At 58.1% G+C, this 26,036-nt stretch carries 25 protein-coding genes and 1 pseudogene; 18 read left to right on the top strand and 8 right to left on the bottom strand.

Going from position 1 to position 26,036, the window contains the following annotated elements:
- Window positions 1-298 precede the first annotated feature (298 nt).
- From KLP42_RS14635 to dctP, 3 genes are all read right to left on the bottom strand, one after another.
- On the bottom strand, window positions 299-2,089 hold the full coding sequence (locus tag KLP42_RS14635; RefSeq protein ID WP_215567493.1) for a DUF2264 domain-containing protein: 1,791 nt from the start codon (window positions 2,087-2,089) through the stop codon (window positions 299-301).
- 29 nt (window positions 2,090-2,118) lie between these two features.
- Entirely contained in the window at window positions 2,119-4,032 is a 1,914-nt protein-coding gene (locus tag KLP42_RS14630; protein WP_215567492.1) for a TRAP transporter large permease, read from the bottom strand.
- 71 nt (window positions 4,033-4,103) lie between these two features.
- Window positions 4,104-5,090, bottom strand: coding sequence for a TRAP transporter substrate-binding protein DctP (dctP, locus tag KLP42_RS14625; protein ID WP_215567491.1), 987 nt, complete (start codon window positions 5,088-5,090; stop codon window positions 4,104-4,106).
- 218 nt (window positions 5,091-5,308) lie between these two features.
- Here dctP and KLP42_RS14620 point away from each other — a divergent pair, with 218 nt between their 5' ends.
- The 15 genes and pseudogenes from KLP42_RS14620 to KLP42_RS14550 all read left to right on the top strand — a co-directional run bounded on the left by KLP42_RS14620 (window position 5,309) and on the right by KLP42_RS14550 (window position 20,696).
- Window positions 5,309-6,493, top strand: a complete 1,185-nt coding sequence (locus tag KLP42_RS14620) for a glycoside hydrolase family 88 protein (RefSeq protein WP_215567490.1) — start codon at window positions 5,309-5,311, stop codon at window positions 6,491-6,493.
- 102 nt (window positions 6,494-6,595) lie between these two features.
- Window positions 6,596-7,630: a LacI family DNA-binding transcriptional regulator gene (locus KLP42_RS14615; protein ID WP_215567489.1), complete on the top strand. Its 1,035-nt coding sequence runs from the start codon at window positions 6,596-6,598 to the stop codon at window positions 7,628-7,630.
- Window positions 7,631-8,264: 634 nt separating this feature from the next.
- A complete protein-coding gene (locus KLP42_RS14610) occupies window positions 8,265-9,914 on the top strand; it encodes a glycoside hydrolase family 43 protein (RefSeq protein WP_215567488.1) in 1,650 nt (549 codons plus the stop codon).
- Between the two features lie 331 nt (window positions 9,915-10,245).
- Window positions 10,246-11,487, top strand: a complete 1,242-nt coding sequence (locus KLP42_RS14605; RefSeq protein WP_215567487.1) for an ABC transporter substrate-binding protein — start codon at window positions 10,246-10,248, stop codon at window positions 11,485-11,487.
- Window positions 11,488-11,575: 88 nt separating this feature from the next.
- On the top strand, window positions 11,576-12,463 hold the full coding sequence (locus tag KLP42_RS14600) for a carbohydrate ABC transporter permease (RefSeq protein WP_215567486.1): 888 nt from the start codon (window positions 11,576-11,578) through the stop codon (window positions 12,461-12,463).
- Window positions 12,460-13,308: a carbohydrate ABC transporter permease gene (locus KLP42_RS14595; RefSeq protein WP_215567485.1), complete on the top strand. Its 849-nt coding sequence runs from the start codon at window positions 12,460-12,462 to the stop codon at window positions 13,306-13,308. Before KLP42_RS14600 ends, KLP42_RS14595 begins: the two co-directional genes overlap by 4 nt.
- 263 nt (window positions 13,309-13,571) lie before the next feature.
- Window positions 13,572-14,627, top strand: a complete 1,056-nt coding sequence (locus KLP42_RS14590; protein WP_215567484.1) for an ABC transporter ATP-binding protein — start codon at window positions 13,572-13,574, stop codon at window positions 14,625-14,627.
- A gap of 30 nt (window positions 14,628-14,657) precedes the next feature.
- Window positions 14,658-15,158 (top strand): annotated as a pseudogene (trbJ, locus tag KLP42_RS14585) (P-type conjugative transfer protein TrbJ); the annotation flags it as partial.
- Entirely contained in the window at window positions 15,152-15,328 is a 177-nt protein-coding gene (gene trbK / locus KLP42_RS14580) for an entry exclusion protein TrbK (RefSeq protein WP_215567483.1), read from the top strand. The pseudogene trbJ and the gene trbK, both read left to right, overlap by 7 nt.
- Before the next feature lie 4 nt (window positions 15,329-15,332).
- Entirely contained in the window at window positions 15,333-16,511 is a 1,179-nt protein-coding gene (trbL, locus tag KLP42_RS14575; protein ID WP_215567482.1) for a P-type conjugative transfer protein TrbL, read from the top strand.
- Between the two features lie 21 nt (window positions 16,512-16,532).
- Window positions 16,533-17,195 (top strand): conjugal transfer protein TrbF, encoded by a 663-nt coding sequence (locus tag KLP42_RS14570; protein ID WP_215567481.1) that lies wholly within the window; start codon window positions 16,533-16,535, stop codon window positions 17,193-17,195.
- Window positions 17,196-17,211: 16 nt separating this feature from the next.
- Window positions 17,212-18,024, top strand: a complete 813-nt coding sequence (gene trbG / locus KLP42_RS14565) for a P-type conjugative transfer protein TrbG (RefSeq protein ID WP_215567480.1) — start codon at window positions 17,212-17,214, stop codon at window positions 18,022-18,024.
- A 3-nt stretch (window positions 18,025-18,027) separates the two neighbouring features.
- A complete protein-coding gene (trbH, locus tag KLP42_RS14560; RefSeq protein ID WP_215567479.1) occupies window positions 18,028-18,465 on the top strand; it encodes a conjugal transfer protein TrbH in 438 nt (145 codons plus the stop codon).
- A gap of 14 nt (window positions 18,466-18,479) precedes the next feature.
- Window positions 18,480-19,778, top strand: coding sequence for an IncP-type conjugal transfer protein TrbI (gene trbI, locus KLP42_RS14555; RefSeq protein ID WP_215567478.1), 1,299 nt, complete (start codon window positions 18,480-18,482; stop codon window positions 19,776-19,778).
- A 216-nt stretch (window positions 19,779-19,994) separates the two neighbouring features.
- Window positions 19,995-20,696 (top strand): autoinducer binding domain-containing protein, encoded by a 702-nt coding sequence (locus KLP42_RS14550; protein WP_215567477.1) that lies wholly within the window; start codon window positions 19,995-19,997, stop codon window positions 20,694-20,696.
- A gap of 1 nt (window position 20,697) precedes the next feature.
- Here KLP42_RS14550 and KLP42_RS14545 read toward each other — a convergent pair whose 3' ends face one another.
- Window positions 20,698-21,018 carry a transcriptional repressor TraM gene (locus KLP42_RS14545; RefSeq protein ID WP_215567476.1) on the bottom strand — a complete coding sequence of 107 codons (321 nt, stop codon included), beginning with the start codon at window positions 21,016-21,018 and terminating at the stop codon, window positions 20,698-20,700.
- 139 nt (window positions 21,019-21,157) lie between these two features.
- Here KLP42_RS14545 and KLP42_RS14540 point away from each other — a divergent pair, with 139 nt between their 5' ends.
- From KLP42_RS14540 to KLP42_RS14530, 3 genes are all read left to right on the top strand, one after another.
- Window positions 21,158-21,376: a helix-turn-helix domain-containing protein gene (locus KLP42_RS14540; protein ID WP_215567475.1), complete on the top strand. Its 219-nt coding sequence runs from the start codon at window positions 21,158-21,160 to the stop codon at window positions 21,374-21,376.
- A 3-nt stretch (window positions 21,377-21,379) separates the two neighbouring features.
- The gene (gene traG / locus KLP42_RS14535; protein WP_252193006.1) at window positions 21,380-23,203 is read left to right on the top strand and encodes a Ti-type conjugative transfer system protein TraG; all 1,824 of its coding nucleotides are present in this window, start codon (window positions 21,380-21,382) and stop codon (window positions 23,201-23,203) included.
- A gap of 217 nt (window positions 23,204-23,420) precedes the next feature.
- The gene (locus tag KLP42_RS14530; protein ID WP_215567474.1) at window positions 23,421-23,681 is read left to right on the top strand and encodes a WGR domain-containing protein; all 261 of its coding nucleotides are present in this window, start codon (window positions 23,421-23,423) and stop codon (window positions 23,679-23,681) included.
- A gap of 86 nt (window positions 23,682-23,767) precedes the next feature.
- Here the strand turns inward: KLP42_RS14530 and KLP42_RS14525 are convergent, their stop codons facing one another.
- The 4 genes from KLP42_RS14525 to KLP42_RS14510 form a co-directional block, all read right to left on the bottom strand.
- Window positions 23,768-24,184, bottom strand: a complete 417-nt coding sequence (locus KLP42_RS14525) for a hypothetical protein (RefSeq protein ID WP_215567473.1) — start codon at window positions 24,182-24,184, stop codon at window positions 23,768-23,770.
- Window positions 24,181-24,447 (bottom strand): type II toxin-antitoxin system prevent-host-death family antitoxin, encoded by a 267-nt coding sequence (locus tag KLP42_RS14520; protein ID WP_149747991.1) that lies wholly within the window; start codon window positions 24,445-24,447, stop codon window positions 24,181-24,183. The genes KLP42_RS14525 and KLP42_RS14520 overlap by 4 nt, the downstream gene beginning before the upstream one ends.
- A gap of 123 nt (window positions 24,448-24,570) precedes the next feature.
- Window positions 24,571-24,741, bottom strand: a complete 171-nt coding sequence (locus KLP42_RS14515) for a hypothetical protein (RefSeq protein ID WP_215567472.1) — start codon at window positions 24,739-24,741, stop codon at window positions 24,571-24,573.
- 321 nt (window positions 24,742-25,062) lie between these two features.
- Window positions 25,063-25,371 carry a DUF736 domain-containing protein gene (locus tag KLP42_RS14510; RefSeq protein WP_215567471.1) on the bottom strand — a complete coding sequence of 103 codons (309 nt, stop codon included), beginning with the start codon at window positions 25,369-25,371 and terminating at the stop codon, window positions 25,063-25,065.
- Window positions 25,372-26,036 lie beyond the last annotated feature (665 nt).

The following is a 26,036-nucleotide window of genomic DNA, read 5'->3' as shown; positions in this document are numbered from 1 at the left end:
AGACAGTCGGGTATTCTAGGCGTCTTTGGATACTTCATGGCTTCCCTCCCAGAAGAGCCGGAAATCGCAACTGATTGGCTATCTCGCCAGAAGTTTAGGCCCGATCGTACCGCGCGGTCAAGAAAATTTCTTTTTATGGAAAACTTTCGCAGAATAAGAAAGTCACTAGATTGCAACCGTCGTGTACGGTCTGTCGCCAAGCTTCAATAGCTTTGCAATCCCCCCACAGTGCGTCTGCATGGTGATTGGGAATGACCTCTTTAAAGGTGATCACCTGCGGTCCCCCAAGGAACCACGGTCATTGACTGGTGCGCACGCTTTCTACGGCTTGCCGCAACACCTCAAGAAGAGATGCGCGGTGCTCCGAACTCTGAGAGTTGCACCTATCGGCAGGACGTTCATCACATGTGCACCAGCATAGGAGTTCTGTTTCGCCAGCCGGGATGTTTCCGAGCAGTTGCGGCACCCAGATCCGTGGATAAGCGAGGTTTATGCCAGATGCCGGTGCGTGGATGCGCGGCAGGCGGAGGCTATTAAGATCGACGATGCAACTGGCATGCCCCCCCAAAACCCAACTTGAATCTCGCCCGATTTCACAAACCTCGGCTTGCCCGTCGGTTCGCTCAACGGCAAAGCCACCTTCAACAGTGACCAAAGGTACAGGCGTTAAAATCCTGTGTCGGCGAATGTGCCCGTTGCCATGCGGGCATAACAACGTCTCGATCTCGACATCGGGATACGGGTGCCAGATGGATATGAGCGCAGCATTGGAAGTTTGCATCGAAGCGCAACCATGTCGTGTCACCCATGGCCGTCCCTCCGCCTGAACGCCGAGCGCTCCGTCCAGCGCCGCCGTGAGCAGACTTGCCTCCCGCATTTCAACACTCAAGGGTGACTGGGTTGAATAGGCAAACTTCGCGTATTTCTCGGCGCCGTGGCGGAACTGAGGACCTTCTTGTCCTGCTGAGAGGGCTACCGTGTGGGTCGCGCTCCGCTGCAGAAGGAAACCCGGCGCCTGCTGCATGAGCGGCAGATCTTGCGGAAGAGGTGCTTCCTCAGACGTCCAGAAGGGGTGATCTCGGGGCAGTGCCAGCGGCAGAAATGCCTTTAGCGCCCAATAGGGTGAACAGGCAGAGTTGTAATCTTCCGCCATCATCGGGTTCGGGTAGACATAGCCAACGGAAAGGACACCGTCCCGGTCGGCAATCGGTTGGCGTGACCACCACCTGATATTGCGCAGGATAATGCCTTTCAGGCATCCCCAGGGTAGCGCAGGATCCCCATCTTCCGCGAGCGCATAGGCCCCGAAGAACGCTGTCATGGCGAAACGATAGGTCATGGATCGGCCATAGGCGAGACCTCTGCCTTCCGGGTCGAACCAGGCAGCAAAGTTCGGGGCGAACAGGCGCGCTCGTGCCAGGTGGTCAATCGCCGGTTTTTCCGGCGCGAAGCAAGTGAGCAGGAGAGCGTAGGTGTGGAACGCAAAGCCATTATAGTGATCGACGCGTCGTCCGGGGCCGTCCCGATACCAGCCTTCCCCCAGATAGAGAGCTTCTATCTCCTGAACATAGCGTCCTGCATCATCCACCGGGTTATCCGGTTCCACACGCGCCAGGCCAGCAACGATCAGCAGCCGAAAGAACATCCAGTTGTTGGGCGAAAAGATCTGTGCCGCGCATCGTCGCAGATAGGAGGAGACAAGCGCCTTGCTCCTCTCGGGCAAAGGATTCCAGATCCTTTCAGGAACGGCCAACAGGGCAAATCCGATCGCCGCCATTTCCACGAGCCGCTGGTCTTCTGAGCCGGGCCAGCCCCAGAATTCCTCATGTTCCGGATCGCATCCGTTGCTCAGTCCCTCTCGCACGCGTGCCCAGTCCAGCACGTCCGAACCACCGAGTGCTGCAGGCACCGCTCCCCAGAGCGGGCGGGCGAAGCCTTCGAGCTCTGCGGCTGCCCGGTCGAATATCGCTGCACCCGCCGAGAGCTGCAGACGGGCGCCGCCCGGAGATTGAAACGCTGCAAGTGGATGGAGCAGGGCACGCAGAGCATTCAGCAGATCCTCTCTGCTGAAGATCGGCAGACCGAACAACGGATTCCATCCGTGCCCCGCCCGCGGTGTCATAGGCCGAACAGCCTCGGCAGGAACAGCGTGATTGCCGGCACATAGGTGATCAGAAGAAGCCCGGCGATCTGGAGGGCGAAGATTGGCAGCAGCGGCTTGGTGACGGCTCCGATGCTTTGGCCACTGATCGAACAGGCGACAAAGAGGATCGTCCCGACCGGGGGGGTCACGATGCCCATGGCCAGGTTGTAGACCATGATGATGCCGAAATGCACGGGATCAACACCCAATTCGGTGACAATCGGATAGAAGATCGGCGTGAAGATCAGCATGGCGGGTGCCATGTCCATCGGAATGCCGACGATCAGCAGCACGATGTTGATGATCAGCAGCACGAGGAACTTGTTATCGGCCACGGTCATGATGAGGTTCGCGACGGTTTCGGGAACCGATGCAAAGGTCATCGACCACATCATCATCGCCGAGCAGGCGATCAGGAACAGGATCGATGCGGTCATCAAGGCGGTATCGACGAGGATCTTGCCGAGCTGCTTCAAGCTCAGGCTGCGATAGGCGAAGCCGAGGATCAATGCATAGACAGCCGCCACGCCTGAGCCTTCGATGGCGGTGAAGGCACCTCCGAGAATGCCGGCGATTACGATGATAACGAGAAGCAGGCTGGGCACAGCTCTCAACACGATCCGGAGTGTTTCGGAGAGACCGTGCCGCTGCCTGTCGGCCTCGTAGCCGTGTTTTTTCGCGTACCAGCCCGCATACAGCATGACGGCCAGGCCCATGATGATGCCGGGCACATAACCGGCCATGAAGAGTGCTATGATTGAGGCACTGCCGCCGGTGATGAGTGAATAGACAATCAGAGCGCCCGAAGGCGGAATCAGCAGGCCGACCGGTGCAGATGCGGCGTTGACAGCGGTTGTCACCGCCATGTCGTAGCCTTTTTCCTTCGCCACAGGATTGATGATGCCGCCGATGGCTGACGCTGCTGCAATGCCCGAACCTGACAAGGTTCCGAACAGAATATTGCCAAGAATATTGGTCTGCCAGAGGCTTCCGGGAAAACGGGCTCCGAGCAGCATGGCAAGATCGATCAGGCGTCGCGCAAGACCGGTAACATTCATGATGTTGCCAGCCAGGATGAAGAAGGGCAGCGCGAGAAAGCCGAAACTGTCGAGACCGTTGAACATGGTCTCGCCCACCGTCGGCAGCACGCGAGAGATATTCATTTGCAGCGCGAGCGTGAGGACGCCGGCCAGGGCCAAGCCGATGGATATCGGCGTGCCGATGGACAGGAGCAATGTTGCGACCAGGAAGAGAACAATGGTTGAGGTCAGCTCCAGATAGTCATTGGTCAGCGCCTGCATCCAGGACGAGGTCCAGATCAGCCATATCACCGCACAACCGGTCGCGAGCAGGGCCAATGCACTCAAAAAGAGACGGAGATCGCCTTGATCCGAGCGTATACGCTGCAAGATATCTCTACCCTGGATCAAAACGATCATCAGGCCGCAGAGTGCGATCACGGACATGATCAGGCCCATCGAGATTTGCAGCATGGGGCTGACGGTTGCAGCATTGACCATGACGCTCTTCCAGCCACCCCAGATCAGCACGCCGCCAAAGAGGATGTTGATCAAGGCATTCAAGTGGAACAGCACTTGTTGTCCGGCTGGGGGCATGCTGTCCGACATCATCGGCAGGTTCATGTGATATGTGCCGAAAAAGCATACGCCTGCGCCGAAAAGTCCCAGCCAGATCAAGGAGAAGCGAAGAAACTCCTCTGTCAAAAGGCTCGGGGTTCCCAGGACATAACGCGAAACCACCTGCCAGGCGATTGCGGCGACCATCAGCGCCAAAAGCACCGCCATGATCGAGGACAGCCCCTTCAGGAGAAAGGGACCGATACCTCCACGGGAGATCCGGACTTCGGCAACAGCAAACTGCTCATCCATGACACGTCTTTCTATAGGCCTGCGGGAGCCGGGCTCGCAGCCCAACTCCCGCTCTGCGACAGCTAGTGAAATCAGCGACCAGTAAGGGCGAAGATGGCTTCAATCATCGGCTGCTTGGCCGCATCTGCGCGAGCCTTTTCGTACATGGGTGCTACAGCGGCCATGAACGGTGCCAGATCGGTTTTCGTGACGGTGACGCCGAGTTTTTCAACCGCCTGCGCCAGCTGGTCGGCCTCGTTCTGGTCGGCGAACTGGATCGACTTCAGGCTGACTTTCTGGAATTCCTCATGCAGGAGAGCCAGATCCTGTTCGCCGACTTTGTCGGCGAATTCGGCCGAAGTCACGATGAAATCAGTCAGCCGCGTGTGGTTCGTCACCAGCGCGTATTTTGCCACTTCACCGAACTTGGCGACCCAGAGACCTGCAAGACCGCCCTCGGCGCCGTCAACCACACCGGCCTGGAGACCTGGATACAGTTCACCAAACGGGAGCGGCGTTGGCACGGCACCGAAAAGGGTGACCATTTCGGTATAGGTCGGGCTCGCGATCGAGCGCAGCTTCAGCCCCTTCAGGCCGGCAAAATCCGATACCGGCTTGGTGGTATAGATCGACCGGAAGCCGGATGACAGGAAGCCCAGAACGTTGATTTTTTGGGCCTGCGCTGCCGTCTCCAAGGTCTTGAGTACGGTCGGATCCGTCATCACCTTGGCATATTCTTCCGACGTCCGGAATACGTAGGGCAGGTTCATGACGCCGACAGCCGGAACCACAGTCTCCAGCGTTCCCGAATTCACCAGACCCGCATCGATGGCGCCTGTCTGGATCTGTTGCAGATATTGTGCCTGTTCGCCCAGGACGCCGTTGTGAAACATCTTGAATTTCACACGGCCTTCGGTGCGTGCGGCCACCGCATCCGAAAACTCCGCCAGGAGTTTTCCGGCGGTGCTGTCTTCCGTCACATTGGTAGCGATGCGGAACGTCGCTGCATGGGCCGATACTGCAGATACCGCAACGGCAAGCGCGGCGGTGATAAGGCGAAGTTTGATAGCCATTGTCATTCCTCCTGTTTTCCAGTGCCTGTTCGCAGGCAGCGGTCCTCGTCGACGCTCGCACCCTCACGCTGATGGGGCGCCGTAGCGCCATTCAGGTCAGCCATGGGTGTGCTGCGCCGATCCTCCTGCGCTTTTTGCTAAGGCCAGATTTCAATTGCGTCAAGAAAATTTCTTTAATTGACGAAACTTTCTTTTTGTGAAAGAGAAAAACAGAGGAGAAACCTATGCAAACTTCCCAACTGACATCCTACTTTGCTAACAGCCCGAAGCCTGTTGGAGGTGCCGTCTATCAGGCCGCTCTTGACCGGTCGATCGACCGGTTGCGTGAGCTTCTCCCCATTGCCGGTTTAAGAAATCCCAAGATCGGACACCCTGACAACAGGTGGAGCTTCTGTGACGGCCCCGATTGGGTGATGGGCTTTATGCCCGGGCAATTGTGGCTGGCGCATCAATTGACCTCAGATCCTGCCTTCCTGGCGGCGGCACGGGCGCGGCGACCACAGTTTCGTGCTGTTCTGGATGACCGGAAGGCTCGCGATCACGATCTGGGTTTTATCTTCTCGCTGTCCAGTGTCGCAGAATGGCTGTCGACGGGTGATGATGTTGCCCGAAACATGGGCCTTGAGGCGGCCCGCTGGCTGATCGGCCGTTTTCGCGAGGAAGGGCAATACATCCAGGCCTGGAGCCCTGTCGGCCCGCAGGACCGTCAACAGGCGCGCTTTGCCAATGGACGAATGATTGCGGATACGATTCAAAACCTCGCGCTGCTGCATTGGGCCCACCGCGAAACCGGGATTACGGATTTTCGTGAAGTTGCGGAACTGCATGAGGCGACCACGCTGCGTCATCTCGTGCGCCCGGACGGAACGACCTTTCACACCTTCCTCTTTGATCCCGCCTCTGGAGAGCCGCTTCGGGGCGAGACGCACCAGGGTTTTGCCGATCATTCGTGCTGGGCGAGAGGGCAGGCCTGGCTCATTCACGGTTTTGCCAATTGTCATCGCGTGACGGGAAACCCCGTATCGCTTGATGCCGCCTTGCGCCTTGCTGCCAAGGCGGAAGAATTGATGGGAAACAGCAAGGTACCTGTCTGGGACTATAGTCTTCCGGCAGATGGCAGTCATCCAGTGGATTCGTCTGCCGCAGCCGTGACCGCAGCAGGGGTTTTGATGCTCGCGGACCACGTGCCTGAATTCGAGGCGCGGCGATGGCGAGACTTCGGTTGCCGGCTCCTGGATGGCTTGCTCGATACCTGTGATCTCACCGGCACCCCTGGCGCCCAAGGCCTGCTTGCGCATGGCGCCGGGCATGTTCCGGCTGGTCGATGCGATGCCATGTTGCCCTATGGCGACTACTACTTCATGGAGGCCCTGATGCGCGCCCAGGGGCACAGAGACTTCTTCTGGTAATCCAGTCGCTGAGATCTTGCGCGAGACGTGTTGCAGCATCATGTTTGCTAGACTATCGACAAGGGACAAATCGATTACGTTCGCGAAAACGGAACCAAGCACTTGCAGATTCAACTGCCTCCAGAGCCGACGCTCAAGGATATTGCCGCCGCTGCCGGCGTATCGATCGCTGCGGTTTCCAAGGTCCTGAACAACCGTGGAGGTGTTGCAGGTGCGACACGGGACCGGGTCCTGCACATTGCTGACCAGCTTGGCTATCGCGGTCGTGCCGGCAGGCAAGTCGGGAGCATATCGGTTCTGACGCTGGAGCAATATGTCAGCCACGACGCCTTTTACGGCGACGTTCTCGCAAGTATCGGGACAACGGGCTCGGCCCTAGGGCTTGATGTCAGCGTAACCGTACAGCGAGATCTGGCGGAAATGCTTGCGCCGGGGGGCCTGCCCCAAGCCCAGGGCTTCCTGCTGGTTGGCGTTGACCATCCCGAACTGGTTCAGTCCATTGCGGGACTGCACGTGCCTGCGGTCATCGTCAATGGCATGGACCCGTCCATGCGCTTGCCGAGCGTCGCGCCTGATTATCTTTATGGGGCCTGGGCTGCTACGAAGCATCTCCTCGAGCTCGGACACCGTGACATTGTGCATGTCACACATGCCTGGAGAGAAACATTCCGTCGCCGCGTCGCAGGCTTCCGCAGCGCCTTGGAAGAGGGGGGGCTTACTTTCGATCCTGTCCGTAATCTCTTGGACCTTGGCGCACCGCAGCACATCAACCTGTCGGCGCGCGATATCGTCGAACGTTGGCTGGATGACGGAAACGTCATGCCAACGGCATTCTTCTGCGTGAACGACATGGTGGCGCTCGGCGTCATTCAAGCCGTGGAGCGGCGTGGCCTGTCTGTGCCTGAAGATGTTTCAGTCGTTGGGTTTGATGGTCTGGCGCTTGGCGGCTTCGGGACGCCCCCACTGACAACTGTGAGTTCGGATCGGCATGCGCTGGGTAGGATCAGTGTCGAGCTTATTGCAGCGCGGATGGCAGATACGACCGGCCCCGTGCAACGGGTCAGTGTCGGGGTGGATCTTCTTCTGCGGCGTTCGACGGCTGCTCCTCGGGGTCAACCCGAACTCGAACCTCAATGATTGCGTGCAGTCTTTCAGGCGGCTATCGAGCCAGCGATTTGACACCAGATCGAGATGGCGTGAGTGCGAAGCCATACGGCGTGGGCAATGATCTCAGCGGGAAAGCGGTGGCGTCTGAACTGAACACGAACAGCTTCGGTCATGACAACCCGAATACCAAATCGAACCCAACCAAGCCGTTAAGGCGACGCCACCTTCGCCTGAAACTCCAGGAACATCGGGCACTTCTCGGCCTGACAAACTTCATGTGACAACATCCATATCGGCACATAATTTTTCGTTATTTACGAAATTTTCGTGATGTGGAAAGTGCGTACTGCGAGGAGGCAATGCAATTGCAATCCAGAAGATCTACTGTGTCGCCTCTGATGCTTGGCCCGGTTTTCGCGAAGTCGCATCAGAGCGTGGAGCGGCCTGTTCTCGCGACCATGTGCGACAACGCAGACCTCGTTTTCAAACACGCGTCTATCATCCTTAGACAGTCGCGGGTTCACTGTGAACTGAACCGAGGACAAGCCGAGGATCTGTGCTGCGTTGCAGTCAGTGCCGCCCCCCCTCCTTCGAGTTGCACGATGCCCCGAACCGATAGGTAGCCAAACCTTCACACAACCGATTTCGGAAGCTTTTTGAGGAAATGATGACCGCCTGGATATCTGATCAACGAGACGGGACTTACCTCAATCCGGTGCTCAACGGCGATTACTCCGATGTAGACGTCGTTCGGGTCGGCGATGATTACTATTTGACTTCCTCGAGTTTCACGAACGTGCCTGGGCTGCCAATCCTGCATTCGCGCGATCTGGTAAATTGGACGATCATCGGCTATGCCCTTTCGCGGCTTGTGCCAGAGGCACATTATTTGGTGCCTCGCCGGGGCGGAGGCGTCTGGGCCCCGACGATACGACACCGCAACGATAAATTCATGATCTACTACGCAGACCCGGATTTCGGCACTTACGTGGTCACCGCGATCGATCCCACGGGCCCCTGGACGCCGCCGGTTCTCGTTGATGCGACTAAAGGGGCGATCGACCCCGCGCCACTTTGGGACGAAGACGGGCAGGGCTATCTCGTCTACGCCTTTGCAAAGTCGCGCTCGGGTATCGACAACATCATTGCCCTGAAACGACTTAATGCTGACGGAACGGCAACTGTCGGCGAGGAGATCCGCATCATTGAAGCTGGAGCCTTTCCGCCGGTTGAGACCTCACAGGGTCTGATGCCATGGTTCACCGTCGAGGGACCAAAGCTCTACAAGCGCGGCCGTTACTACTATGTCTTCGCCCCCGCAGGGTCAGTCAAGGGAGGGTGGCAAGGAGTGTTCCGCTCTGAGGCTATAGAGGGACCATACGAGGGCCGCTCGGTCATGGATCAAGGCGCAACCGAGATTAACGGTCCCCACCAGGGTGCTTGGGTCGACACACCAGACGGCAATGAGAACTGGTTTCTCCATTTTCAGGACACCGATGCCTACGGACGCCGCGTCATGCTCCAGCCAATGATCTGGGATGATGACGGTTGGCCTCTGATCGGCGAGCGGCAAGAGGGTAAGCACTACGGACAACCTGTGCAGAGCTTCAGAAAGCCAGACTTGCCGGTCCACCCAGTCGCAGCCCCCGTAGCCGATGACGACTTCAAAGATGGCTTTCATCTGGGCTGGCAGTGGAGCGCCAACCCCGCCAGCGATTGGTTTGACGCCTCGATCAAAGGCAAGCTGCGGCTGAAGTCGGTCTCTTCTTCCGCCAACCTTTGGGAAGCAGGCAACTTGCTGACCCAAAAGCTGCCCGGAATGGCGTTCAGCGTCACGGCGACACTGTCGCTTGCACCCAACCTTGAGGGAGAAAGGGCCGGACTGCTGGTCTTTGGCGCCGATTATGGCTGGATAGGGTTGGAGAACACGGCGGATGGAGTGAAACTCGTCCAAGTCACCCGCTTGAAGGCAAGCGCCGGTGGCGCTGAGACAGTCCTCAGCGCGCCTCTGAAGGTTGCAGGCCCGGTTATTGTGCGGGCCATCCTTGAGCCGGTGACCGTGCCCCAACCGGTGCCGCCATTCCCAAATTACTGGCCCTCAATGCTGCGCGCCACAATGGCCAGTGTGCGGTTCTGTTACAGCACCGATGGTGAGACATTCGTGCCGATCGGCAGCGGTTTCCTCGCGCCTCCTGGGCGATGGGTAGGAGTCCAGATCGGGATTTTCGCCCAGGCACTCATCGGAACGCCCTCCAATGTTGCGACGCGCGTGGGTTACGCCGAATTCGAGCGGTTTACGATCGCTGCCGTCTGATGCCTGATTGATTAGCCGCCAAGCGGCGTTGGCTGGCAGCACCTTGCGTCAACGCGAGAATCATCTCGGAGTAATCTGGGCAAACGGAACTGCATATCGGCCTTTCACGTACAGCTACGGGAGCAATCAATGCTCCGTTTGGGGAGATGAGCTGGACGGAACGAAAGTTTCGCAAAATAAAGAAAATATCTTGTTTTGGCGATAATTTTCGCATACATCCAGTGTCGAGGATCTTCAAAGGCGGCCGTATCCGTCAAGGGAGAGCACTGACGGTTTGAGGGAAGCAGGAGGCGACCTCAAGGCGCCATTCAGAATATGTAAAGGAGGACATATGACGACCTTGCCCAAAATCAGTGCCGTACTCGGCTTACTTGCACTCTGCTCAGCTGCTCAGGCGAGTGCCGAGGAGTTGGAAATATGGATGCTCACGCCTGCTTCTCAGGCGGGCATAGAGGCGCTCAAGAAAGTCGAGGAAGGATTCGAGGCAAAGCATCCCGGCGTCGAGGTAAAAATCGTCAAACGTGGAACGGATGACCTGAAGACAGCCCTGCGCGTGACGGCCGGTTCTGCCACGGGTCCTGATATATATTTCAGCTGGGCGGGACGAGGCTTGGGTGGCGAGTATATTCTTGCAGGCATGTCCAGGTCGCTCGATTCCTACTACGAGAAGTACAAATGGAACGACCGCTTCGTTCCAACCGCCGCAGCCTTCGCAAAAGGCGTAGGCGAGGGTAAGCACGGGGTGCCTTACAACTTTCGCGGCGAAGCCCTCTATTACAACAAGCAATTGTTTGAGCGGGCGGGCATTACGAGCGTGCCGCAGACCTATGGTGAACTTAAGGCTGCAGCCCAAGCGCTCTCGGACGATGGGATCGCCGCGATCGCCTTTGGAGGCGGCGTCGGCTGGCACATCATGCGTTTGATGGATACCATCATGGAGACGACCTGCGGAACCGAAACCCACGATGCCCTTAAGGCTATGAAGGCAAGCTGGTCGGCAACGCCGTGCGTCACTGAAGCCTTCAAAGAGTATCAGTTCTGGACCGAAAACTATGTGCTGAAGCCCTTCATGGGGCTCGACCAACAGCAGGCCTTCAATCTGTTCACAGCTGGACGTGCAGCGATGGTTCTTGAGGGCGATTGGCTGGTCGGGATGCTCAAGGATTCCGCCATGAAGATCGACAATGTCGGCGTCTTCCCATTCCCAACCGGAACCGATCGCCTCTTCGGCTTCGCTAACTATCTCTATGTCGCGTCCACTGCGAAAAATCCGGATCTCGCTGCAGAGTTCCTGGACTACTTCACCTCGGCCGAGGTCCAAAAAAGCGTCGTCGGTATACTGTTCACGAACTCGGTTAACACCGCTGTGACTGTCTCTGAGCGGTCCGCGATTGAAGATGAATGGCAGAGGTTCTTCACCAAGTACGATGCTCTGTACACAAATGGCGATCTCGCCATGCCGGCGAATGTTGGCAACGAGTATTCCCGCGTCGTTCAGGCCGTTGCGGCGGGAGATATGACACCTGAGGCGGCTGCCAAAACGATGCAGGCCTTTATCGACAACAAGAACTGAAGCGTCTCGGCGATCAGCTGTCAGAGGGCCGGTGCAGCAGTGCGCCGGTCCGCATGCTCCAATAATTCGAAAGGCTCGGGACCCCTCCATGGCAAGGTTGATCGACAGAATGGCAAATTCGTCGTGGCTCTTCGTGGCTCCGGCACTTGCGATCTACCTCATCTTCGCGATCTGGCCGATGATCGACGTGACGTTGATGAGCTTCCAGCGCTGGAACGGACTTGATCCGGAACGGCCTTTCGTCGGGCTCTCGAACTATGAACATATACTCTTCAGGGACCCGGTTTTCTGGACAGCCTTCGTCAATACGATGGTGTGGACCGTCCTCTCTATGGTCTTTCTGCCAATCATAGGCCTGCTGCTGGCGTTGGGGGTCAATTATCCTCTTTATGGCCGCTCGGCTATGCGGGTCGTCTTCTACCTCCCGGTGATCATCGCCTCTATTGCAGTCGCGACGATGTGGCGCTGGATGTACGATCCATTTTTCGGGCTTTTTTCGCAGATCCTGGCTGGACTCGGCTGGCCGGTGCCGGACTTTTTGGGCGACCGGGATATAGCGCTTTATTCGGTTTTCCTCGCGCATGTCTGGCAGCATGTGGGGTTCGCGATGGTGCTCTTCCTGGCGGGCCTTCAGAACGTGGACAAAAGTTTGCTGGAAGCGTCCGCGATTGACGGTGCTGGGCGCTGGAACCGCTTCCGGTATGTCACGCTGCCCGCTCTCATGCCGACGGTAACGATCGTACTGGTACTGACACTCATCCAGTCGCTGAAATCTTTCGACATCGTCTATGGCTTGACCGGGGGCGGGCCTAATCAAGGCACACAGATGTTGGCGTTGTGGGCGTTCACTCAATCGATGAAGGTATTCGATTTCGGTCGTGGAGGGGCGAACTCCGTCGTCCTGCTCGTGGTCACGTTTGCCATCGTAATCCCCTATCTGCGCTGGTCGCAGGCACGTGAGGAGGCAGCGCAATGATCAGGCCTGTACATGCACTGCGGCGCGACCCTGTCTTGACCGCGCTTTGGGCAGCGCTCGTCATCTTCGCCGTCATCTGGTTGTCCCCATTCATATTCATCGTCTTCACCTCGCTGAAGACGGTTACCGAGGTTATGACGACCGGTGCTTTCCTGCCTCCGCAAAATCCAACTTTCGAGAATTACCGGGGAGCCTGGCGGCTTGGCAATTTCGAAGCCACCTTCTTCAATTCGGTGCTGATCAGCTTCATCAAAGTGCCATTGGCGCTGATCGTGTCCTCTGTTGCTGCATATGCCCTGGCGAGGATGCGAAACCGCTGGAACAAAGCTTTGCTGCTTTTCATCGTCTTTGGCACGATGATCCCTTTTCAGGTGATGCTGGCACCGATCTTCACCCTCGTGAACAAGCTGGGCCTGATCGACACCTATCTTGGCCTGATCCTGCCTTATCTGGCCAATGGCCTACCGTATCAGATATTCATTTTGAACAGCTTCTTTCGCAGCGTCCCGAAGGAACTGAGCGAGGCGGCTTTGATTGATGGTGCTAGTCACTTCACCACGTTCCGCCGCGTGTTTCTCCCCATCATGCTGCCCGTGCTTGCGGCGCTTCTGATCCTGGACTTTGTGGCGACTTGGAACGAATTCGCCATGGCGCTTGTCATCCTTCAGGATCCGGACAAGTGGACGCTTCCCCTCGGGCTAATGGCATTTCAGGGGCAGTTCTCCAACGATTACGGCCAACTCAACTCCGCCATCATCATTACCGTTATTCCGGCGGTGCTCGTGTATCTGATTTTTCAGCGCTACTTCGTGTCCGGCCTGACCTCCGGCGCTGTAAAGGGCTGACCGGATGCCATGCGCATACGTCGTCTTGAGGCGGAACGAGGTGGACGCCCATCGTTCCGGCCTCTCCGCTCATGGCAGCTCTCAAGAGACATTGGCGTCTTGCGCTGACCGAATGTCGCGGATGACGGATGCGTTGCCGCTGGACATCAATTTTCCGGAAACCAACGAGCGCGCAGAGGCTGCCCGTTCAGGCAAATGCCGCATTCGGCGTGTGTCCGGCGTGCAAGACACGCCTTTCAAGACGCAGCTAAGGAGGACTTGTTTTGGCAAAAGTTTCAATTGAGGGCTTGAAGAAGTCCTACGGTGCTGTCGACGTCATCCGTGGTGTCGATGTTGAGATAGAGCACGGCGAGTTCGTGATCCTGGTCGGCCCGTCTGGCTGCGGCAAGTCCACGATGCTGCGAATGGTTGCGGGCCTTGAGGACATCACCTCCGGTACGATCGCCATTGGCGACCGAGTGGTGAATGATGTCGCGCCAAAGGACCGCGACATCGCAATGGTGTTCCAGAATTATGCCCTCTATCCGCAAATGACCGTTGCGCAAAACATGGGCTTCGCGTTGGAGATGGCCGGGTGGAAAAAGCCCGCGATTGAAGCCAAGGTTCAACAGGCTGCCGCGATGCTCGGCCTTGAGCCACTCCTTGGGCGCAAACCCGCGCACCTTTCTGGCGGTCAGCGCCAGCGGGTTGCAATGGGCAGGGCGATTGTACGCGATCCGGCGGTCTTCCTCTTTGACGAGCCGTTATCAAACCTCGATGCCAAGCTGCGCGTGCAGATGCGGGCCGAAATCAAGGCGCTGCACAATCGGCTCGGAAGCACCATTATCTACGTCACGCATGATCAGGTCGAGGCCATGACGATGGCAGATCGGATCGTCGTCTTGAATGGTGGGCACGTTGAACAGATCGGCTCGCCACTGGAGCTCTACGATCATCCCGCTAATTTGTTTGTGGCGAGTTTTCTCGGTTCACCTGGCATGAATTTTTTCGACGTCACAGCGGTACCCGGCGGTGTCCGCCTTGCCGATGGCACGGTGCTGCCGGTGCCTGCACGCTATGGTCCAGTCGAGGAAGGCTGCAGCCTGAAGCTTGGGTTGCGTCCAGATAGTCTGGTTCTCGATGATCAAGGGCCGATTGCCGGACGCGTCAAGGCCGTGGAACCTACGGGGCTTGACACCTATGTCGCCCTTGAAGTCGCAGGCCAGGAAGCGATGATCGTTGTCAAAGAAAGGGTGACTGCACCGCCAGGCTCAAGCTTGCGTTTGTCTGCGGATAGCCAGCGTGCACATCTGTTCAACCAAGACGGCGTCGCGCTCTGACGGAGAAACGTGAGAGTCGCGGCGCCTCACAATATGAACTGCCTGCGCAGCATTGTCGATCAGGGGCAAAGCATCTCGTTCTCAATGGGCAATGCAGACGATGTCCTTCAGCAGCGGTTCAAGAGCTATGCGGACCTGAAAACCAATCTGCCAAATGCCGAATCCTTCTCGAGCACCTACCAGTCCTGGTCAGACACGAACCGGGACACGATCGGCAGCACGCTCAAGGCGGCGAGCCTGACAGCGGATCAGTTCGACACGGAGGAAGGCACGATGAGCTCGCTGCGATCGATGTCGGAGTCGGCCGACGGTCAGATGAAGGCGCTGCAGGTCGGCCACCAGATTGCCGCCCAGCAGGTTTCCCAGATGCAGAAGCTGCGCGGCCTGGTTTCCCAGCAAATGACCATGATGGGGACATGGCTCCAGACCGAGCAGACGGACAAGGACCTCGCCCAGGCGCGCCGTGAAGAGTTCTTCAAATCAACTGCGCCCTCAACATCCGGCGGCGAGAAAATGAAGGTGGAATGGTGAGAACAAAGCTGATCCTGGCCATCGTCGCTGCAATCATCTCTGTTGGAGGAACAGGCCTGTGGTTCCTGATCTCAGAGAGACAGGGAGCGCGAGAGCGGCACGAAAAGTTCTTTGGGTCGACGAGGGAGTATCCGACGTCGGGCGGCGAGAAGATGAAGATCGAGTGGTGATCGCATGACCTCTGAACTCAAGAAGATCAGGGGCATTGCGGTGCTCGTCGCATTCATCGTCGTGTCGGTCCAGCCCGCGATAGCGCAGGAGGGGTCGGTCCTGACAGCCCTCCAGAACGAGATCACCACTGCCGCCAAGGGTTGGGAGACCACCGTCATGGATGCGGCGAGATCCCTGTTCTGGATTCTCGCGGGGATCGAAATCGGTATTGCTGCCGTCTGGCTGGCGCTTCAGGCCGCATCCCTTGACAGCTGGTTTGCTGAACTGGTCCGGCGCATCATGTTCGTGGGCTTCTTCTCATTCGTACTCGCGCAGGGACCAACCTTCGCGAAGGCGGTCGTCGATAGTCTATTTCAGATCGGCGCTAGTGGAGGCACGGCTTCGCCAGCCGATGTGTTCAACGCAGGTCTGACCGTCGCGACCAAGATGTCAGAGAAAGTGCAATTCGGGCTGTTCGAGGACAACGCGCTCGCCATTTCGGCGGCCTTTGCGATGGTCGTAACGGTGATCGCATTCTCGCTCGTTGCCGCGATCTTCGTATCCGTGATGGTCGAGATGTATCTCGGTCTGCTCGCGGGAATGATCATGCTCGGATTGGGAGGCTCGTCCTTCACCAAGGACTTCGCCATCCGCTATCTCATCTATGCATTCTCAGTCGGCATGAAGCTCATGGCTCTGGTCATGATTTCCCGGATCGGCTCCGAAGTCTTGATAGGCCTAGCGAACCGGCCCGACGTCGGGGACCAGTTTCAGACCGCATTGGCGATCGCCGGGATCGCGGTCGTGGTCTTCATTATCGCCATGTATGTCCCGAACATTATCCAAGGCGTTGTTCAAGGAGCATCGGTCACAGGTGGAATGGAAACCATCCGTCACGGTGGACAGGCTGCATCATTTGCACTTGGAGCAGCGTCGCTCGCAGCGGGGGCAGTCGGAGCTGGCGCCGCGGCGGCTCAATCCGCACGCGCCGCGGGATCCTCTATTGCAGGCGCAGCACTTCGCGGGATGGGAGCCGGTATCGGGTCGGCTGGGAAGGCGGCCGGCTCGGCCGCCAAGGAAAAGGCGATCGGTTCGCCCGGAGCCTATGCCGGCTCGATCATGGGACTTGCCAACGCCAAGCTCGATCAGAGCCGCACCGGTCAATCCGGCCCCAAGACGCCACCCGAACGAAACGACAAGTAATCATCAGAAATGCGACAAGCGATGGCAGCAAACCGGCCGCCCGACAGCCCTTACCTTGCCGCGCGGCAGGAATGGACGGAACGATATGGATCCTATGTCCAGGCCGCACGCGCATGGAGGATCGTCGGCATTCTTGGGCTATCGATGGCCGTGATTGGCTTCACCTATGCCATGTATCTCAGCACGCAGGTCAAGCTGGTGCCCTACATCGTCGAAGTCGATAAACTCGGCACGTCGGTGACAGCAGGCTTCCCCCAGCAGATCGAGTACGCCGATGCCCGGGTCGTTCGCGCAACGCTCGGCAACTTCATCACCAGCCTGAAATCGATCACGCCGGATGCCGTGGTGCAAAAGCAATACATCGATCGGACCTATTCGCTGCTCAGGACATCCGATCCTTCCACCCAGAAGATCAATGCCTGGTTCCGCGGCAACTCGCCGTTCGAAAAGGTGAAGACATCGACCGTCGCCATCGAGGTCAACAACATCGTCGCCCTTTCCAAACAGACCTATCAGATAGACTGGACCGAATACGAGCGCGACCGCAAGGGCAAGGAGACCGGCACGAGGCGGTTCCGCGGCATCGCGACGGTCGCGCTCACCGCGCCACAGGACGAGGCGATCATCCGCCTCAACCCGATCGGTCTTTATGTCCAGGACTTCGACTGGACTGCACAGCTTTAAGGGCAGGGGAATTCACATGCACAGAACAGGATTGATCGCCGCCGTCGGCTGCATGGCCGGGCTCGCCCTTGCGGATTGGGCAATCGCGCAAAGCATGACGTCGAACGAGGTGAAGGGGACCAACATCTCGCGGAAGTGGCGGGGAACGCCGGGTCTGGTCACGACTGGACCGAATGGCAAGGTCATCTTTCTGTTTGGCGAGACCCAGCCCTCCGTGGTTTGCTCGCCGCTTCAGGTCTGCGACATCGAGCTGCAAGGCGGAGAGATCGTCCGCGACGTGCTTGTCGGTGACACGGTCCGGTGGAAGGTCGAACCTGCGACGTCAGGGGCAACCGGCGGGCAGGCGATCCACCTTATCGTCAAGCCGTCCGAGGCCGGCCTCATCACGTCTATGGTCGTGACGACGTCCCGACGGACCTACCATATCCAGCTCAAATCCCATCCCAGCCAGTACATGGCCCGGATCGGTTTCGAGTATCCGGAGGATGTGTCGACCAAGCTGGCCGATATTAATGCCCGCCTCGAGACCGGCGGCATTCCCGGGACAGCTCCGGACAAGCTGAACTTCTCCTATTCTGTCAGTGGCGGAGCTTCTTGGCGGCCAAAGCGCGTCTATTCCGACGGCGCCAAGACCTATATCCAGTTTCCACGGTCCATCTCCGGGCAGGACGCTCCGGTGCTGTTCGTCGTCAGCGGCGGCCAGAACCGCATCGTCAATTATCGCATGAAGAACGACATGATGATCGTCGACTACGCCGTCGACAAGGCAGTGCTCATCTCCGGGGTTGGCTGGCGCCAGCAGAAGATCACGATCCGGCGGGGAGGCTGACCGATGAACAAGACCATCGCCGCCATCATCATCACCGCCGTTCTTTCCGGTTGCCAGACTGCGGATGAAACGCTGACCACCAGTTCCACGCCGATTTCTGTCACTGGCTCCACCGCAAGCGCGATCGCCGGCGACATGGCAAGCCGCCTTGCCGAACAGGTCGGCCCGGCTGGCGCCACGACCCTCAAAATGGACAAGGACAAATCAGAATACGCCGCCGCGCTCGAGGCCGCGCTGAAGGGATGGGGATACACGGTCATCGCCGATGGAAAAGTCGGCAAGGATCAGAAGCCGGTCGAGATCGCGTGGGCGATCGACAGTTTCGAAGGGCAGGTCCTTGCGCGGATCAGCACGCCGAGCATTGCGCTCGGGCGCGCCTACACGGCGACGTCAGTCGGCGCGACGCCCGCCAGTCCGCTTTCCATCATGCAGCGAAACTGAGGGGAGGGGAGAACATGGTTCAATCGCTTCAGCTCGGCACGGCGGGAAATGCTGACGATCAACAGAGCATGCGACGCCTTAATCGCCTGCCGATCATCGTCGCGATCGTCATCATCGTTATGTTCTTCGGCGTCGTCATCATCGGCCTGTCGTGGCGCGGTCTCTCCTTTAACCGTGGAAATGAGCTCGACAACAGCTCCGCGTCTCCGGCGACCACGTTTGGCGATCAGCTGAAACGAGGCGTGACGGACGGGATCATAGGCGAACCGGAGCAACGCGAAGTGTTTCAGCCGACGCCCGTCGTTGTGGAGCGCGAGCTGTTGAGAGAAGCCGTCGTGGAGCCGCAGAGGGAGGTCCCGGCGGAACGACGCTCGCGACTCGAGCCAGAAGCCGAGTGGAAGGCCCGGCTGAAGCGGGAACAGGACGAGCAGATTCTCCGCGAAGCGCAGCGTCAGAGAATGGCGAGCCTCCAGGCGCGGGCGACTGCGCTCGATTCCCCGCTCAAGGTGGACGTTTCCGAGGTGCAGAAGAACGCTTCCGAGAAAGGGACTGACGCCCGTCAACCGCTGAATGCCACGACGAACAATGCATCCGATCTGTACAGTGCTGCGATGAAGTCCGGACTGCTCGGTCAGAACGTCGATCAGAACGGTCAGACCTCGAAGGAAGACTTCTTCAATCAGGACATCAAGGATCTTGGTTATCTGCCGAACCAGGTCGTCCCGCAGCTCTCGCCTTACGAGTTGAAGCGAGGATCGGTCATCCCTGCCACGATGATCACCGGCTTGAACTCGGATCTTCCAGGCAGGATTTCCGCACAGGTTAGCCAGAATGTCTATGATAGCGCCACCGGCTACCGGCTGCTCATCCCCCAGGGAGCGAAGCTATTTGGTCGCTACGATTCCAAGGTCTCGTTCGGGCAGGAGCGCGTGCTAGTCGTCTGGACCGACCTGATCTTCCCAAATGGCTCGACACTTCAGATCGGCGGCATGTCCGGCACGGATGCCGAGGGGTATGGCGGTTTCAAGGACAAGGTCGATCGGCATCTCTGGCGAACGTTCGGCTCTGCCGCGCTTGTTGCCATCATCGGCACAGGCATCGACTTGTCGATACCTGAAAGCTCGACGCTCGCGACGCAGGATACCGCGTCCGACGCGGCTCGTCGGAATTTTGCCGAGAGCTTCGGCCGAGTGGCCGAGCAGAGCATCTCGAAAAATCTGAACGTCCAGCCGACGGTGAGGATCCGACCGGGCTACAAATTCAACGCGTTGGTCGATCAGGACATCGTCTTTCCAGCCGCGTATAGCAACTAGCCGACCAGTCCTGCCCTGCAAATGCCACAGAAAGATTGAATCGTTACGGCCTAATGCAATCTTGCATAGCTGAAATCTTTCATTTGACAGTCAACTTTAACGCCGCATGCTCCTGTGCGGCGACTTATCTCGGAGCCATCGCGCCCTCAGCCCAGGGCATTCCTACACGACTGCAACCTTGCTGTAGTCATACCCTCAGTCGAAGGAGGCTGTGAATTGAATCAATGGTTTGAGCGCATGACCGAACAGGTCGCCCTGGCTCATGACGAAGCCGCAGTGAGGGCCACCCTGGAAAAGCTCAGTCAGAAAGCGGGTTGTGGCGCCTATGCGTATCTGAACCTTCAGGCAGAAACCCACACGGCAATCTCAAACTATGACATCGAGTGGCAGCAACGGTATCTCGAAAGAGCATATGCATCGATTGATCCAGTCGTGCGAAACGCGCGCGACAAGCTTGAGGCCTTCGCTTGGTCCAATGAAGCATCACTGCGAATGAGCAAGGAGCGCAGGGCCTTCTACGGAGAGGCCGGCGAGTTCGGAATCCGCTCAGGGATTACAATTCCGATCAAGGCGGGCTTCGGGCGTATGGCGATGCTTACACTTGCCTCAGCAGATGCGGACTTCGCCCAAGGACAACAGCTGAACCCGGTCCTTGCGGCTTCGGCAGTCGCGCAACTGCATGCGAGGCTAGAAGGCCTGGGAGCGAAGCCAACCTTTCGAACGCCAATTCGATTGAAGTCGGATGAGTTGACTTGCTTGCGATGGTCCGCCGAGGGTAAATCGATGCGTGCGATCGCGATCATCGAGAACACCACCTATGCTAATGTCGCCTTCTTCATTCGCAATGCCAAGGCTGCATTGGGTGCGACGACCTTGCCGCAGGCGACAGCCATGGCCACGAAATTCGGCCTTATTTGAGTTAGTGTCCCTTTGATCTCGGCATGTCCGGAATATAGCCCAGAATGTCGAGAAGCGTGGACACGACCGTCTGCTGGGCATGCACCGCAATCATCGCCTGGATGTAGTCTTGGCTCGCCTCTCGCACCGACTCTGAGTCGGTTGCGGCATCGACTTTCGCTTCGAGCATCACTGCATCGTTGCGCAAGCGGCGATGTTTCTCAATCTCCCGCACAACATGGCGCTCGATCTCCTCAGGCGGTTGATCACTCATTAAACCGATGAGTGGACGCAATATGAGTTTCTTGTCAGACACAGGCCCGGCTGCACTTGTTTTTAACATGATCGATCCAGTTACTGCCCATATGCGGTCGGTGTAAACCGTCTTAAAAATCTGACGTGCGGCGGGGCAAGCCGGTATAGAAATCAGTTACATACTATAGTTGATAAACTTAAAGTATGTAAACGGTGATCTTCCGCGCATGGATATGCGCAAGCTGGTCGGCCGAAATTTCGCCCGCCTCCGTCGGGAAAAAGGCCTGACGCAGGAGGACGTCGAAGCGCGCTCAGGCTTCAGCCAGCAATATCTGAGCGGTCTCGAACGGGGTAAGCGAAACCCGCCCATCGTCACGCTTTATGAAATCGCCCAGGCCCTCGGGGTCAGCCACGTCGAACTGGTCACGCCCGACCAAGTAGACTGAATTTTGAAGATTGACACGGCACCCTATGTCGCCGCCGCTGCGGTCGGCATCATCTTTCTCTTCGCGGCGGCAGGATCGGCAAGCATCCGGCTTGTTGGCTGGAGCGCGGCTGCTGGTAGTGGCGGTACCATTCTGATTGCGGCGGCGCGCGAGATATGGCGCCTCGCTGTATTTGCTGACAAGGTTCCCGAGGGAAAATCCATCCTTACCTATCTCGATCCAGCAACGATGATCGGAGCGGCTGGTGTGCTGACAATGGGATGCTTCGCACTTCGTGTTGCGCTGATCGGGAACGCGGCTTTCGTGCGGCCCGAACCCAAGCGGATCATCGGCAAACGCGCGCTGCACGGAGAGGCCGCGTGGATGAAACTGACCGAGGCCGAGCGGCTGTTCGGTGAAGCTGGCGGCATCGTGATTGGCGAGCGATACCGTGTCGATCGTGATGGCAGAACCATTCGTGGGTTTCGCGCCGATGACATGGAAACCTGGGGTGAAGGAGGGAAAGCGCCGTTGCTTTGCTTCGATGGCTCATTCGGTTCATCCCATGGGATTGTCTTTGCCGGCTCCGGCGGCTTCAAAACGACGTCGGTGACAATCCCGACCGCGCTCAAATGGGGTGGTTCGTTGATCGTGCTCGATCCTTCGAACGAGGTCGCGCCGATGGTGTCGCAGCATCGCGAGCGTGCGGGGAGAAGGATCCGGATCCTTGATCCCCGCAATCCAGCGATCGGCTTCAACGCACTGGCCTGGATCGGAAAGTTCGGTGGCACGAAAGAAGAGGACATAGCCGCTGTTGCGTCCTGGATCATGAGCGAGAGTGGACGCGCGAGCGGCGTTCGCGACGACTTCTTTCGGGCGTCCGGTCTTCAGCTCCTGACGGCGATGATCGCCGACGTCTGCCTTTCCGGCCACACACCCAATGAGCAACAGACGCTTCGTCAGGTGCGGGCCAACCTGTCAGAGCCGGAACCGCAGTTGCGCAAGCGGCTGCAGGACATCTACGACAATTCAGAATCCGAGTTCGTGAAGGAAAACGTTGCCGCGTTCGTGAACATGACGCCGGAAACGTTCAGCGGCGTCTATGCCAATGCGATCAAGGAGACGCATTGGCTATCCTACCAGAACTATGCAGCTCTGGTGTCCGGCTCTGCATTTTCCACCGACGATATCGCGTCGGGAAAGACCGACGTGTTCATCAATATCGACCTGAAGACGCTTGAGACACATGCGGGGCTGGCGCGCGTCATCATCGGTTCGTTCCTAAACGCGATTTACAATCGGGATAGACAGATCGAAGGCCGTGCCCTTTACCTTCTCGATGAGGTGGCGCGGCTAGGCTACATGCGCATCCTGGAGACAGCGCGCGATGCCGGCCGCAAATACGGCATCACCCTGACCCTGATCTATCAGTCTATAGGCCAACTTCGCGAGACATACGGTGGTCGGGACGCATCGAGCAAATGGTTCGAGAGCGCGAGCTGGATTTCGTTTGCTGCCATCAATGATCCGGAGACGGCGGAATACATATCGCGCCGCTGCGGCATGACGACGGTCGAGATCGACCAGGTTAGCCGCAACTATCAGGCACGCGGCTCGTCGCGAACGCGATCAAAGCAACTGGCTGCTAGACCGCTGATCCAGCCGCATGAGGTGCTGCGAATGCGAGCCGATGAGCAGATCATCTTTACCGCAGGCAATCCGCCGCTCAGATGCGGTCGCGCCATATGGTTCCGGCGCAACGATATGAAAAGCTGCGTCGGGGAAAACCGGTTTCACCAACCGGCTGCTCGATCGGGCCATCTCTTGAGGAAGGATCAATCGGAGTAGCCAATGTGCAACCCGATCTGACACTTGGGGGAGGATCGTCACCGGAATCGGCGAAGACCACTTATGGGCTTCGTTCGCGCTAGCGAATAGAGCCGTGCGCCGGAGGCGGACCGCCCAGCCTGATCGCGATCCATTCTTCACAGAACTGAATCGATCCCGCGCGATCGATTCATAAGTCTCGTTGGACGCAGGGCGCGGGTCACGCGATTCTTGTCGTATGATCACCCAACCCTATCACCTCTATGTCGAACGCAAGGATGCCAGTAAAAACCTGGGCCGCTTCTACGCGATGTCGATCGACCCGAACCTGTTCGGAGAGGCATGCCTGACCCGGCGATGGGGACGGATTGGGACGAACGGTCAGGTGAAAACTCATCAGTTCGAAAAGGAACAGGACGCGGTTGATCTCTTCCTTGATCTTCTGAGGCAAAAACGCCGCCGGGGATATCGGGCAATTGGCTCTGTCGCTTCGCAGTAAACACCCGACGATACCGCCGCTGGCGAAAGAGAATGTGAGGGCGGACCTTGGTCTTCTCGAACGGAGACCCTGCTGTCCACACTCCGCTATCTCGATCGGCTAACTTCCGCAAAGGACTTTCGACGGGCAATAAATTCGCGCAGAAGCGGCAAAAAGAATGCCTTGCTGAAGTGACCAAGCGGAGGCTCAGGCTCCAAATAGAATGACCGGCCTATGATATCGCTGTTGAACTCATCCAGGATGAGCCACAGCGGAAGATCTGCATCAAGACCCGCGCGTCGCTTTTCGATGCTCGGAATCTCGACGGCAAAACGATTTCGGTCGGGCATCTTTGTCGTTATCGGAAAAAACAAAACAAAATCGCCACCCGACCTCGCGATCCGCACGCCGACAGCCACAGGACGGTTCTTGCGCCCTTCCGTTTCTCCCTCGTTTGCCTCATGGCTCCACAGATATGGATATCGAACGACCGCAGCCGTCTGGACCTTGTCATATACGCTCATCGACTCGTCTCATCAGACTGAGCGTAGACATCGACGGCCTCTTCAAATTCAGCAAACAGCTCGTCGGACATTGTCTCCAGTCTGCCTACAGAGCGACGATCCGACTGGCGCATAAGACGTTCGTAATCGTCTATGTTCAGCAACACCAATCGCGGCTTGTTGCGTTGGGTGATCGTGACAGGGTGTCGAAGTGCCTCGGCGATGATATCTCCGGATTTCCGAGAAAGGTCGCTTGTCGTGTAGGAGCCGTTCCTGCTTGTCATGTGGCCAGCCTCAATACGATTAGGGTGAAAGGGTCTCAGTGTTGTTTATACAGCATATACAGCATTGGTGTAAATAATGTATTCGTGGTCGCACGGTGGAGAGGTTGGTAGAGATCACCGCCGTCAGAAAGGCGGCTCTGCCTCAGCCAGGCCCTCCATCTCGGCAGCCGCGACGATCAGCTCCGCCTGGACGATTTCGAGTTCAGCCTGTATCTGGCGACGCTCGGCGCCATCAACAGCGTTGCGCAGCTCGACCCGCAGTTCTTCGATCTGGATTTCGAGTTCGTAGGTCATCTTCGTCTCCTTGACGTTTGTGAAAGATGACAGGCGGGTCCGAGAGGGGATGGCGGGGTCAAGGATCGCATGCGCGACCGGCAGAGCCGGTGAGTGGGGGAGCCGATTTGCGGAAGCTGCCCTTGAGGGCAGGTGGAGCAAATTGGGGGGACCGCTCATCCTTGAGGCCGGCGTCGCCGCTTGGCACAATCATGCATTCTGAGCAGCTTCCCCGCTCACCGTATGCCACCAAAAAAGCCGGGCCTGGCTCGATGCCGGGTCCGGCTTTGATCTCTTGGCAGGAAGGTGGGCTCCGCCGGTGGCGGAGCCTTGTGATCCCGATCAGTCGCGGTTCGGGCGGAACCAGATGAGCTGGAGGCCTTCCTCGCCTTCGACCTCGGCGAGCGTTGCGTAGATCGGGGCAGGGAAGCTCGGATCGTCTAGCTTGACCGAGAGGTAGTCGCGGCCCTGCTCGGAGGTCTTCTGCCAGGCGGCGCCGAGTTCGACGCTTCCGGCATAGACGCGGAACTGCGGACCCTTGTCGGAGGGGTTGTCGACCCGGGTAATGCGGGCTTTGACGTTGAGGGCGAGAGTGCGAATGGAGCCGGTGAAGCCGTTCTTTTCGGAAGTGAAGGTGCCGATAGTCGCCATTGTCGTATTCCTTTTCTCGTGTTCGGGCCGCGCCCATCGCGGCCTCGATGGCAGTCGCAAAGACTGGGGACGATCGGACCGCACCCAGCCGGGGTCCCCAGCGCGCCTGCGCGTTGGGGTGGCGATTGGGCCGCAATGCAATGGAGGGCGACAAGTCGCAGATTTGTTAGTGAGAGAGGAGGAGCCCGTGAGGGATCCGGGGTAAGAAATCTTAAGCCTTGTCGTTGCGGGAAGACGATCGAGGCGCAGCCGGTCTCCGGTCAGACATGCCCCATCGAGCCCGTAGATGGGTTGCCGGAAACTCTGTCGTGAAGGGATATGGCAATAGCGCTCACCGCATTTGCCCGTGGGAAGAATGGCAACCTGGATCATGCTCCGCTTGTCCCGTCGTCGGAGCCTGCTTCGATTGGGGAGTGGGTCACGTGCAACCTTGGTCCGGCTTGCCTGCCATGCGTGGTGCGATATCGTTGCGCTCGCGAATCGCAGCCTGGAGGATCAATGCGTCAGCAGACCAAGCCGTTCATCATCGAACGCAAACCGTCCCGCAAACCGAAACCCGACGCTCTGAAACCGTCGATCTGGGGAAAGCTGGAGACTAACATCGCACAAGGTCTCCAAGATCAGCGTGATATGGAAGAAGCGGCCGCCAACGGTGGTGACGACCG

This window comes from Rhizobium sp. CSW-27, assembly GCF_018760785.1.
Lineage (GTDB): Bacteria > Pseudomonadota > Alphaproteobacteria > Rhizobiales > Rhizobiaceae > Neorhizobium.
This window is presented reverse-complemented; position numbering and strand designations above follow the sequence as displayed.

Coding starts and splice junctions, on each gene's coding strand:
- KLP42_RS14515 (WP_215567472.1), bottom strand. CDS start 24,741: ATGACCTACGAACTCGAAATCCAGATCGAAGAACTGCGGGTCGAGCTG.
- KLP42_RS14540 (WP_215567475.1), top strand. CDS start 21,158: ATGGATATGCGCAAGCTGGTCGGCCGAAATTTCGCCCGCCTCCGTCGG.
- trbG (WP_215567480.1), top strand. CDS start 17,212: ATGCACAGAACAGGATTGATCGCCGCCGTCGGCTGCATGGCCGGGCTC.
- KLP42_RS14510 (WP_215567471.1), bottom strand. CDS start 25,371: ATGGCGACTATCGGCACCTTCACTTCCGAAAAGAACGGCTTCACCGGC.
- KLP42_RS14545 (WP_215567476.1), bottom strand. CDS start 21,018: ATGTTAAAAACAAGTGCAGCCGGGCCTGTGTCTGACAAGAAACTCATA.
- KLP42_RS14600 (WP_215567486.1), top strand. CDS start 11,576: ATGGCAAGGTTGATCGACAGAATGGCAAATTCGTCGTGGCTCTTCGTG.
- trbH (WP_215567479.1), top strand. CDS start 18,028: ATGAACAAGACCATCGCCGCCATCATCATCACCGCCGTTCTTTCCGGT.
- KLP42_RS14570 (WP_215567481.1), top strand. CDS start 16,533: ATGGCAGCAAACCGGCCGCCCGACAGCCCTTACCTTGCCGCGCGGCAG.
- trbI (WP_215567478.1), top strand. CDS start 18,480: ATGGTTCAATCGCTTCAGCTCGGCACGGCGGGAAATGCTGACGATCAA.
- KLP42_RS14620 (WP_215567490.1), top strand. CDS start 5,309: ATGCAAACTTCCCAACTGACATCCTACTTTGCTAACAGCCCGAAGCCT.
- trbL (WP_215567482.1), top strand. CDS start 15,333: ATGACCTCTGAACTCAAGAAGATCAGGGGCATTGCGGTGCTCGTCGCA.
- dctP (WP_215567491.1), bottom strand. CDS start 5,090: ATGACAATGGCTATCAAACTTCGCCTTATCACCGCCGCGCTTGCCGTT.
- KLP42_RS14530 (WP_215567474.1), top strand. CDS start 23,421: ATGATCACCCAACCCTATCACCTCTATGTCGAACGCAAGGATGCCAGT.
- KLP42_RS14630 (WP_215567492.1), bottom strand. CDS start 4,032: ATGGATGAGCAGTTTGCTGTTGCCGAAGTCCGGATCTCCCGTGGAGGT.
- KLP42_RS14520 (WP_149747991.1), bottom strand. CDS start 24,447: ATGACAAGCAGGAACGGCTCCTACACGACAAGCGACCTTTCTCGGAAA.
- trbK (WP_215567483.1), top strand. CDS start 15,152: ATGGTGAGAACAAAGCTGATCCTGGCCATCGTCGCTGCAATCATCTCT.
- KLP42_RS14605 (WP_215567487.1), top strand. CDS start 10,246: ATGACGACCTTGCCCAAAATCAGTGCCGTACTCGGCTTACTTGCACTC.
- KLP42_RS14595 (WP_215567485.1), top strand. CDS start 12,460: ATGATCAGGCCTGTACATGCACTGCGGCGCGACCCTGTCTTGACCGCG.
- KLP42_RS14610 (WP_215567488.1), top strand. CDS start 8,265: ATGATGACCGCCTGGATATCTGATCAACGAGACGGGACTTACCTCAAT.
- KLP42_RS14525 (WP_215567473.1), bottom strand. CDS start 24,184: ATGAGCGTATATGACAAGGTCCAGACGGCTGCGGTCGTTCGATATCCA.